General features: G+C 68.8%; 11 protein-coding genes and 2 pseudogenes. 9 read left to right on the top strand and 4 right to left on the bottom strand.

All coding sequences use genetic code 11. The features are described from left to right. The 4 genes and pseudogenes from AC08OU_RS18610 to AC08OU_RS18595 form a co-directional block, all read left to right on the top strand. The coding region (locus AC08OU_RS18610; protein WP_476605407.1) for a serine hydrolase domain-containing protein at window positions 1-907 on the top strand (907 nt) is incomplete at its 5' end. A gap of 272 nt (window positions 908-1,179) precedes the next feature. Then, window positions 1,180-1,479: pseudogene (locus tag AC08OU_RS18605) on the top strand (2'-5' RNA ligase family protein); the annotation flags it as partial. Window positions 1,480-1,552: 73 nt separating this feature from the next. Beyond that, window positions 1,553-1,861, top strand: coding sequence for a 2'-5' RNA ligase family protein (locus AC08OU_RS18600; protein ID WP_476601433.1), 309 nt, complete (start codon window positions 1,553-1,555; stop codon window positions 1,859-1,861). A gap of 87 nt (window positions 1,862-1,948) precedes the next feature. Then, window positions 1,949-3,133 carry a YihY/virulence factor BrkB family protein gene (locus tag AC08OU_RS18595; protein WP_476601432.1) on the top strand — a complete coding sequence of 395 codons (1,185 nt, stop codon included), beginning with the start codon at window positions 1,949-1,951 and terminating at the stop codon, window positions 3,131-3,133. Between the two features lie 467 nt (window positions 3,134-3,600). Here the strand turns inward: AC08OU_RS18595 and AC08OU_RS18590 are convergent. The 3 genes and pseudogenes from AC08OU_RS18590 to AC08OU_RS18580 form a co-directional block, all read right to left on the bottom strand. Further along, window positions 3,601-4,368, bottom strand: a pseudogene (locus AC08OU_RS18590) (D-alanyl-D-alanine carboxypeptidase family protein); the annotation flags it as partial. Window positions 4,369-4,482: 114 nt separating this feature from the next. Further along, window positions 4,483-5,529, bottom strand: a complete 1,047-nt coding sequence (locus AC08OU_RS18585; protein WP_462203780.1) for a DUF1003 domain-containing protein — start codon at window positions 5,527-5,529, stop codon at window positions 4,483-4,485. A 550-nt stretch (window positions 5,530-6,079) separates the two neighbouring features. Then, window positions 6,080-6,397: a hypothetical protein gene (locus tag AC08OU_RS18580; RefSeq protein ID WP_476601431.1), complete on the bottom strand. Its 318-nt coding sequence runs from the start codon at window positions 6,395-6,397 to the stop codon at window positions 6,080-6,082. Between the two features lie 293 nt (window positions 6,398-6,690). Between AC08OU_RS18580 and AC08OU_RS18575 the strand changes: the two genes are divergently transcribed. Beyond that, window positions 6,691-7,185: a hypothetical protein gene (locus AC08OU_RS18575; RefSeq protein ID WP_476601430.1), complete on the top strand. Its 495-nt coding sequence runs from the start codon at window positions 6,691-6,693 to the stop codon at window positions 7,183-7,185. Between the two features lie 94 nt (window positions 7,186-7,279). Here AC08OU_RS18575 and AC08OU_RS18570 read toward each other — a convergent pair whose 3' ends face one another. Further along, a complete protein-coding gene (locus AC08OU_RS18570; protein ID WP_476601429.1) occupies window positions 7,280-7,975 on the bottom strand; it encodes an Abi family protein in 696 nt (231 codons plus the stop codon). 264 nt (window positions 7,976-8,239) lie between these two features. Between AC08OU_RS18570 and AC08OU_RS18565 the strand changes: the two genes are divergently transcribed. The 4 genes from AC08OU_RS18565 to AC08OU_RS18550 all read left to right on the top strand — a co-directional run bounded on the left by AC08OU_RS18565 (window position 8,240) and on the right by AC08OU_RS18550 (window position 9,248). Then, on the top strand, window positions 8,240-8,314 hold the full coding sequence (locus AC08OU_RS18565) for a hypothetical protein (RefSeq protein WP_476592178.1): 75 nt from the start codon (window positions 8,240-8,242) through the stop codon (window positions 8,312-8,314). Between the two features lie 180 nt (window positions 8,315-8,494). Continuing rightward, complete coding sequence (locus tag AC08OU_RS18560) at window positions 8,495-8,716, top strand: type II toxin-antitoxin system HicB family antitoxin (RefSeq protein ID WP_476605406.1); 222 nt, start codon at window positions 8,495-8,497, stop codon at window positions 8,714-8,716. Then, window positions 8,713-8,940, top strand: a complete 228-nt coding sequence (locus AC08OU_RS18555) for a type II toxin-antitoxin system HicA family toxin (protein ID WP_006542954.1) — start codon at window positions 8,713-8,715, stop codon at window positions 8,938-8,940. Before AC08OU_RS18560 ends, AC08OU_RS18555 begins: the two co-directional genes overlap by 4 nt. A 17-nt stretch (window positions 8,941-8,957) precedes the next feature. Then, entirely contained in the window at window positions 8,958-9,248 is a 291-nt protein-coding gene (locus AC08OU_RS18550) for an SCO4848 family membrane protein (protein WP_476601427.1), read from the top strand. Window positions 9,249-9,490: the final 242 nt, after the last annotated feature.

Here is a 9,490-nt window from a genome sequence, read left to right as displayed (position 1 = left end):
TTTACGGAACGTGGACGCTCTTGGACAGGTGGCGGCGTGGCCGGTCGAGACCGTCGCGGTCGCGGTGATGGGTCGGGCGGACGAGGCGGTCGGACCGGGTGCGGGGTCCGGGTGGCCGGACGCAGCGGTGACCCCGCGGGTCCGGGAGGTGACGCGGACCGGACCACTCGATCACCCCTTCCGGCTGGCCTCGGTGTCGAAGCTGCTCAGCGCCTATGCGGTCCTGATCGCCGTGGAGGAGGGCGCGATCGGGCTTGACGATCCCGCCGGACCCCCCAGGTCCACCGTGGCTCATCTACTCGCCCACACCTCCGGGCTCGCGTTCTCGGGGACCCGCACATTGGCCCCCCCGGGCACCCATCGCATCTACTCCAACACCGGGTTCGAGCGGCTGGGGGAGGCGCTGGAGAAGGCGACCACCATCGCCTTCGCCGACTACCTCGCCCAGGCGGTCTTCGAGCCCCTCGGGATGCACGGTGCCCGGCTGACGGGATCCCCGGCCTCCGGCGTGACGGCGACGCTTGCCGACATGCGACGCTTCGCTGCCGAGCTCCTCGCCCCGACGCTGATCACCTCCGCGACGTTCGCCACGGCCATCTCGGTCGCCTTTCCCGGACTTGCCGGCGTGTTGCCGGGTTTCGGCCAGCAGACCCCCAACGACTGGGGACTCGGCTTCGAGATCCGCGGCAACAAGCACCCGCACTGGACGGGCAGCTCCAACGCGCCGTCGACCTTCGGCCACTTCGGGCAGAGCGGGACCTTCCTGTGGGTGGATCCCGTCGCCCGCCTCGCATGTGTGACTCTTTGTGATCGTGATTTTGGCGAGTGGGCCCAGCGAGCCTGGCCACCGCTGGCGGACGCGATCCTGGCGCAGGCCCCCTCGTGGTCCGCAAACCGCTCGGCGTGACGTGCGAGAAAGGGCGGGGGCGGCGCGGCCGTCAGTGACCGTTTCCGGTCGGATGCCGGTTTCTTCCGAGGGCATTGTCAGCTTTTGGTCATGATCTGGAATCCAGATCTCCTTCCCATGGTCTGCGCGGGACGGCCGTGGCTCATGGGCCATGATGTCGGCATGTTTCCTCGGCGAGACCGATCCCGACGGCCGGTTCCTCACCCGGCGCAGGCAGGCATGGATACGCAGAGTAGCGAGCGTCGCTGCTTTCGTCGGGGAGCCGGTCCCGCATGACTGAGGGGGTGAACGGTCATACCGTCCAGGTTGTCCCGGCCGTTGATCCCGGTGAATCGGTTGTTCCGGTTGATCCGGTTGATCCGGTCGATTCCGCGGGTCGGGTGGACATCGGCGTGGCGATCGGCATCCCCGAGCCGTACCGCACAGAGCTTCAGGACTGGCGGGAGCGACTCGGCGATCCGAACGCAGCCCTCATCGTCCCGCACGTCACCCTGCTGGGTCCGACCTCCGTCGGGCTCGTGGACCTGCCCGTGATCGAGCGCCACCTCGCGCGGGCGGCGCGGGCGAACTCCCCGTTCACCATCCGCCTGCGGGGGATCCGGCACGTTCCGGCCGCTGTCCCCGGTCGTGTTCGTCGCCCTCGCCATGGGTATCCTCCGGTGCGAGAAACTGGCGGCGGTGGTGCGGTCCGGTCCTCTCGACCGGCCGCTCAGCTTCGCCTACCATCCGCACGTCACCGTCGCGCACGACCTCGCCGAGGACGCGTTGGACCGCGCCTTCGATGCGCTCGCCGAATATCAGGCGCAGTTCGAAGTCAACGGGTTCGGGCTGTATGAAAGAGGCGCCGACCTGCGCTGGCGGCAACTACGCTTCTTCCCGTTCGGTCGCCCTGCGCGTGGGCCGGAACCGGTGGGCGGCGGGGGGCGACGCGCCACACTCGGATCTCGGGAGTAAGCGCGCGTCGCCGGGGGGACAGTAACGAATGTGGCGGGACCTCGTCAGGCGGTACGGGCCAGTGTCGGGACGGTTTCCGGCACCGCTGTGGCAGTACGCCGGAAACGTCCGTTTCTCGATCACCTCATCCGGGCATATTCCCGCTACACAGCCGACGGCGGTGATCGTCTCGCGGCGTCGGCGACCTACTTTGCGTTCCTGTCGTTCTTCCCGCTGGTCGCGCTGGCCTTCGCGGTCACCGGCTTCGTCGTGGACGCGTACCCCGATGTGCAGGAGAGCCTGACCCGGCAGATCAACGACTATCTTCCGGGCTTGGCGGACAAGCTCGACGTTGCCTCGATTGGCAACGCCAAGGTCGGCGTGGGCATTATCGGTCTTGCCGGCCTCCTGCTCGCCGGACTCGCGTGGATCGACGCGCTGCGGGGTGCCATCCGTCTCGTATGGCACCAGGACATCGACGTTGGCAACATCATCACCCGGCGGCTGCGGGATGTCACGGTGCTCGCGGGACTGGGGCTGACTCTGTTGGCCTCACTCGTCGTGACCAGCCTCTCGACCTCGGCCACCGGGTCATTCCTGAGCTGGATCGGATTGTCCGGCAGCACCGCCGCGGCCTGGGTGACCGGCCTGCTGGCCCTGCTCGTCGTCCTCGCGATCGACACCGCGGTTTTCCTCTATCTGTTCTGGCGGCTGCCGCAGCAGACCGACCGGGTGCGGACGGTCCGGGGTGCGGTGCTCGGCGCCGTCGGAGTCGAGATCCTCAAGATCGTCGGCACCTGGCTGGTCGGGCAGACCATGAGCAATCCGGTGTACGGTACGTTCGCGGTGATCGTCGGGTTGCTCATCTGGATCAACATCGTCATGCGATGGACGCTGTTCGTCGCGGCCTGGACCGTGACGGCGCCCTACAACTCCGACGTCTTCCCCTCCGGTTCGGCAGCCCGGCATTCCGTCGCCGAGGCGGCCGACCACGCGGCGGCGGGGAGCGCGGGTGCGGCAGGCGCGGGCGCGGGATCCGCGGGGCCGGCGTCCTACCGGTCGAGCGGCTCGCCGAACCCGGAGGCCTCCCGCCGCCCGGTGTCCGGCTCCCAGACCGGCTCGACGCCGCTCGAGCCGGCTTCACCCGACTCGTCATCGGCGAAGCCATCCTTGGCCGGACCGCTGCGGGTGGCGTCGGAGGGCAGCCCGCGTGGCACGGTGCCCATCCCCGCCCGGGTACGGGCACTCCTGCGCCGCCGCATACCCTCGGGGACATCCAGCAGGTCGGACTGATCAGGTCCGGCCGCCGGCCTCAGCCTCACGGACACGTGTCCATCGCGCGGTGCGGGCGGCCGACCCGACGGGCGCTCGACGTCCCGGAGGCCCGCCGCCGCGTGCCGCCGCCGGTGCTGGCGCCGACGCACTCGGGCGGCTCGACGGGTGAGCGCGGTGAGCAGGCATGCCACGACGGTGCAGCCGATCGCGATCCAGGTTATCGGGCCGATGCCGCTGCCAGGATCGCCCGCGCGGGCGACTCCGTGCCGCGAGGAGGCTGTTGCCGCGCCGGCGGTTGGCACGATCCCTGGACCCGCCGGGCTGACGGAGGGCCGGTCTCCCGCGGGCCCGCTCGACGCCGGCGCCGTCGCCCTGGGGTTCGCGAGATACCCGACCGGGGTGACCGTGTCGGCGTGCGCGAAACCCCAGTCGAGCAGCGCGCGTGCGTCCTTGCCGTAGGCGGGAGCCGTCCGCAGCAGGGCGACGATGAGGGTGTGGCCGTCGCGGGTGGCCGCGCCGACGAACGTCGCGCCGGCCGCGATGGTGTAGCCGTTCTTCACCCCGATAGCCCCCTCGTAGGAACGCAGCAGGGCGTTGTGGTTCTGGATCTCGAAGCGGGTACCCCCCCGGCCGGCGAGCGAGGCGCGCGGGATCGTCAGGTAGCTCCGCACCGTCGGGTTGTCCAACGCCGCCCGACCGAGCACGGCTAGGTCGTGCACACTGGTGACCTGGCCCGGACTGTCCAGCCCGGTCGGGTCACCGGCGATGGTGTCCGTCGCGCCGAGCGACCTGGCCAGAGCGTTCATCCGCTGCAGCACGGCGGGGGTTCCCCCACTCGCCTGGACCAGGGCCATGGTCGCGTCGTTTCCGCTGGAGATCAGCATGGCAGTCGCCAGGTCACGGACGGTGTATCCGACCCCCGGCACGAGACCGACCTTCGTGCCGTCCACCCGAGGGGCGTTCTCGTCGACCGTCACGACCCGGTCCGGCGGCAGGCCGGGCAGCACGGTCAGCGCGGTAAGGATTTTCATCGTGCTGGCCGGGAGATCCTGGGCGTGGGGGCGGTAGGCGGCGAGGATGGCGCCGCTTCCCGCGTCCGCGACAAGCCACTCAGCCGCCGTGAGACCGGCCGTGAGACCGGCCGGGGGAGCGGAGTCGGAGGCGGCGGTGGGTGCCGGTGCGGCGAGTGGGACGGCCGCGGCCGCCGGAACGATCTTCAGGAACGGGGCGAGAATCGCTCCGAGGACCGCCACGGCCACCAGCGCCCGCCCGAGGCTTCCGCGGAGGCGACGCGGGTCATGCCGGGGCGGACAGGGGACACGCACCTGTCGAACGCTACTGGGTTGCCCCGTTCCGCAGAAGGGTGGTCACGGCCCGTGTCGCGAGTGGGTGTTTCCTGTGGAGGAATCCACTGGTTGCGGCTTTCCCATTGAATGCCAGGAGGAGCCCGTATGGGCAGAGAGGCTATGGTGCCCGTGTGTTGTGAATCCTCTGTTCTTGAGGTGCGTCGTCGCGCTGGCCTCCCGGGTGGGGTCGTCGAGCGTGGTCTCCGGGGTGGGACCGGTGGCGATGGTCGGCGTCGTCTTCCTGTCGGGACCGCCGTTTTCGCGGTTCCCGGTGCGGGTGGCATACCCGGCGTCCGTGGAGCGAGGGAGGATGCCGGTCGTGCTCACACCCGTGGTGTTCCTGCGCTTGTGGTGCTTGGGCCGCCGGGGGCGTTCCGGATTCCCGGCATTCGGCTTGCCCGTGGCGGGTGGGTCCTCGGTCTCGGGGTCGCTCGTTTCCCGGAGGCCACCACCGGCCGTGGACGCCGGCCCGCCGTGCCGTGACGGCGATCGTGCCGCGGTTGGCTTCCGTTCATCCGACGCCGTCTGGTGCGGAACGCGAACCGCGTCCCGAACCAGGCTCTCGATGTCGCCGCGAAGAGATTCGAGTTGGCCGGCCAGCTCGCCGCGCACGTACTGCCGGGTCGCCGCATCGCTCTGGGCAAGCCGGAGCGCGGCGATCTCACGCGCGAGAAACTCGGTGTCTTCCCGCATACGTACAGCGACCGCCCGATCTTCGGCCAGCGAGGCACGGTCACGGTCGTCCTGTCGGTTCTGGGCGAGCAGGATCAACGGCGCCGCGTAGGCGGCCTGGGTCGAGAAGGCCAGGTTCAGCAGGATGAAAGGGTAGGGATCCCACCGCAGCAGCGGTAGCGCGATGTTCAAGGCTATCCAGACGATCACGATACAGGTCTGAATGGCGAGGTACCGCCCGGTTCCCAGGAAACGGGCGATGGCCTCCGCGAAGCGACTGACCGATTCCCGGTCCATGCCCCGGGGGATCAGTGTGACCCGGCCGGAAGCGGGCAGGTCGAGACGCTCGGTGCAGGCACCACGACGTCCCGCGGCCCGTGATGTTGAGATGCTCATGGAAGATCCCCCTCCGCGCGCCCCAGTCACCGCCGGACAGCTGTGAGTGCGCATTCCTCGAGCAGGCCGCGGGCGGCACCGCCACGGCGACCTCTGGTCGACACGACTTCGATCGACCGCACCTGCTTGTGCACTGCTCGCGGCCCATGCGACTGCCGACCCGGACGGATCAGGGAAGCCCGGCCGGGACAGGGTGGATCCGCGCTACCGGCACGAACCGATCGGGCCGGGAGATCGCGGTGACCATCGACTCCCGAGCCGGAGACGCCGTCGCCGACGGCACGGCTGCACCGGACAGGAGGGCCGTGCGTCCGAACAGGCCGGACTTCCGAACAGTGCCCCGGGCGTCGTCTACCCGGGTTCCGTGGACGCGGGCCGGGCGCGACGGTGCGCGCTCATCGGCCCGGGATTCAGCGATGGCTGACGTCCACGAGCAGGAAGCGGCCTTTACTGGAGCACCCGCCAGGACTCACAGCGGCCACCTCCTCGCGCTGGTCCTCCGTAGAGGATTTTTCGGGGGCTTGTCAAGGATAACCGCCGGAGTTGTTCCCTAACCCACTGGGGCACCCGTGATATCGGTCGCGATGACGTCACCCGAAGCGGGGACCGTCACCGTGGCGCGGGTGGCGCGGGTCCCGGCGCGGGCGCGGGCGTCCCACTCCTCGGCGGGCCGCGCGCTCGCCTCGGCCAGGGTCTGCCAGAACGCCGAAGGAGCATCGGCGAGCGCGGCAAGGCGCAGCCTTCGCAACAGCATTCCCTCGTCTGGTTCGATCCGGCGCCCCCGGATGTCGTCGGCCCCCTCCATCGCTCCCTCCCGCCATCCCGCCGTCTTGCCCGTCTTGCCCGCCGACCTGGCCGGCCCGCCCACCTTGCCCGCCTTGCGTATCCCTTGCGCATCCTCCGTGTCGGTGCCGCCCGTGACCAGACCGTCGTCCGGGAGAGGTCGGTGTTGTGCGGGACAGGCCGGTGTTGCGCGTAATCGGTTCGACCTTTACCGCAAAGTGCTCCCGGGCAGTGGGGGAAGCGCGGATACTGATCAAAGCGGCGGGACGGCGGAGGAGTCGCGCGAGATGATCTATCGTGGGTAGGCCCGTCTCGTTGATCGTGCGGCATGACGGGCCTTCGTGGTCAGCCTGGTCCCCGCAGTGCCCAGGACTGGCGATGGCCCAGCCGTCCGCCGCGGAGCTGCGGGCCGCGTTGCCCGACGTCCTCGCGTGGTACTTCGGTGAGGACACCGACACCGACGCGCAGATCCACGTCGAGCGGAGGCTGTGCGGTGGCGTCGTCGTCCGGATCGCCCAGGATGCGCAGCTGTGGGAACGTCAGCTGGTCGCCGACCGGCTGGGCGAGGCCTTGGCCGCCGGGGACCAGGCGGCGCGGCTGCGTGCGGCCCCGGGTAACGCAGCCGGTGAGGTGATCTATGTCTGCGCGCTGCAGTCGGACCGCGTCTCCTGGCTGACGGGCCAGCTGGAGGACGAGAACGACGCGGTCGTGGCCATCCTCCCGGTGGCCGAGACGATGCTGTGGACCATGCGGTTCGGAGCGGCCCACAGCGGGGCCGGGGAATTGGTCCAGCCGCCCGCCTACCGCCCTGAGACAACGTTCAGCGAGGTGATGCGGACCTTCGCCGGGCCGCTCCAGCACCTGCGGGCGTGAGCCGCGGGACATCGAAGGCCATGGTCGTCGGATCGTGGTTCCTGATCGCGGCCGGTGTCTGAACGTAGGGTAGCTGGCCGAATTTGTAAAATATTCACTTATGGCCTAGGTGCTGTGGCGGTTGCGGCGGTCGTGACAACAGGAGGGTGGGCACTCGGCTTCGGCCGCGGATCCATTCTTCGACACCGCCGTCGAGGTGCCCGGCGACACGCAGCAGATCATGGTGGAGGGCCGCGAGTGGTCGGTTGTGGATTGGTGCGTGGTGCGCGACGCGGTTGCGGAGCCGAACGAGGCTGTCGACGGGGTTGTAGATCCGGGTCCGTTGTGCCGGGCGAAGGTTCGGGAACGCGCGGCGGAGTGCGGGAGTCCACAGGGTTCCCTCGTATCGCCTGGTCAGGAGGTAGCGCCAGAAGCCGAACGTCAGCTCGGCAATCATCCGACCAGGCGTGATGACCTTCCCGTCGCGCCGCAACCTGACGTAGGCGTCGGCGATGTCCTGCCGTCGATGGGCTTCGAGGATGCCGGCCGGGTCGTCGTACCACTGGCCGGGCCTTCGCTGGCGCTGATGCCAGAGAGTGAGCTGGTCGTGCAGGGCGTTGCGCAGGACGATCTCGAAGAGCCCGAGGACCTCGTGGAACGCGGCGCTGATGCTGCTGTTCCACTCGTACAGGGCCACTGCCCGCTCGAGGTCGTGGTTGCAGGCCCGTTCGTACGGATCGAGGCGTTCGGCGCTCAGCCTGCGCCGGAGCTGGACCGCGAGGGCGTGCGACGGGGTCACGGCGTTCGACATCGGGTTACCGGTCTTCTAGACTTTCGAGGTGGACACCCCGGATGGCCTCTACCGCTCAGGCGGCATGCCCCGGGGTTTTGTCTGTCCGCCCACCTTAGGAGTCGAAATGAAATAACTTGCGCGTTTCGAACCCTCCACAGGCCTGCGACCTGCGATGATGCTCTCGATCGCGTATTTGTTACTTCATTACGTCCCCTTAGGGCGATCTACGTGGCCGAACTCGCGCCCCCACACGAAGACCGCGGCTCGCTGCCGGTGGGGTGACTGGAGTCGAAGCGCGCGTCCTGGTTCCTGATCGCGGTGGGTGTGTGGACGTGGGCCATCTGGCCAAACTTGTAGAACATTCACTTATGACCTAGGTACTCCCCGGGGCCGGGAGTGGTCTTGCGTCTCTCGTGTGTACCCGGGCCGTTAGAGATCGTTTCCGCTCGTATGGTCGACAGAGGTCTGGTCGATCATGTCGAGGGGGTGACGGTGAGCGATTCGCCAGGAGTGGTAGGGACGGCTAGGCTGATCTCCATGGAGCGAGCGGCGCGGCTGACGGCTGTCGTCACGCATGAGGGCGACTGGTGCGTGGCACGGGCTCTGGAGGCCGAGGTGACCAGCCAGGGAGCCAGCGTCGAGGAGTCGCTGGCAAATCTTCGCGAGGCGCTGGAGCTGTACTTCGAGGACCAGCCGTTCCCCGTGACCGCTGCGGACGGTCCCATCGTCGCTCCGCTGGACATCCGCCTGTCGGCGTGACGCCCGCGCTGCCTCGGGTCTCCGGGGCGAAGGTGGTGAAGGCTCTGGGGCGTGCCGGCTTCGAGGAGGTCGCCACGCGTGGCTCGCACTGCAAGCTGAGGCACAAGGAGAACGCCCGGGTCGTGATCGTTCCGCTTCACCGGGAGCTGGCGACGGGCACGCTCGCCTCTGTTCTGCGTCAGGCGGGCATCGAGGCGGAGGAACTTAGGACGTTGCTCACCTGAGCTGCGCGTGGTTCTGGGTGCAAGCTGGGTGGGCGACTCTGTCGAAGCGTGTTTCCTGGTTCCTGATCGCGGTGGGTGTGTGGACGTGGGCGATCTGGCCAAATTTCCTTCGGAACGTGTGGAAGGATGATCGTTCCTGGGACGACGGCCCGACCGGCTTCTTCACGGTGCACTTGGTCCTGACCGTCGTCTCCCTCGTAATCGGTTCCGTCGTTGGCTGGCTCGGCATCCGCGGCGCACGCGCCGTCCGCCATGGCGATACCGGTGATGATGCCTCATCCAGGAAACTGATCAATTCGGGTCGTTGACATGCTGAAAGCGGCGGTAGTCTTCGAAACCGCTCCATGTCATGATCGGCTCTACGCCGTGTGATCCTCCTGGCTTCAGAGCATGCCCAGCCGCGGAGCCATGCCACCAGCGTGGCACGGCTACGGACCAGTTTCGCAGATCAGATACCAGGGATGACGGGCCATGGTCATCTCGCCGCCTCCGAACTCGCCGATACCACGCCGCGGACCATGCGGGCAGAGGGGCCGCGACGTAACGGTCG

This window comes from Frankia sp. CcMO1 (assembly GCF_977945845.1).
The sequence above is the reverse complement of the archived record's forward strand: the minus strand, read 5'-3'. Positions and strand labels throughout refer to the sequence as shown.

Coding starts and splice junctions, on each gene's coding strand:
- AC08OU_RS18570 (WP_476601429.1), bottom strand. CDS start 7,975: ATGTCGAACGCCGTGACCCCGTCGCACGCCCTCGCGGTCCAGCTCCGG.
- AC08OU_RS18600 (WP_476601433.1), top strand. CDS start 1,553: ATGGGTATCCTCCGGTGCGAGAAACTGGCGGCGGTGGTGCGGTCCGGT.
- AC08OU_RS18575 (WP_476601430.1), top strand. CDS start 6,691: ATGGCCCAGCCGTCCGCCGCGGAGCTGCGGGCCGCGTTGCCCGACGTC.
- AC08OU_RS18560 (WP_476605406.1), top strand. CDS start 8,495: ATGGAGCGAGCGGCGCGGCTGACGGCTGTCGTCACGCATGAGGGCGAC.
- AC08OU_RS18585 (WP_462203780.1), bottom strand. CDS start 5,529: ATGAGCATCTCAACATCACGGGCCGCGGGACGTCGTGGTGCCTGCACC.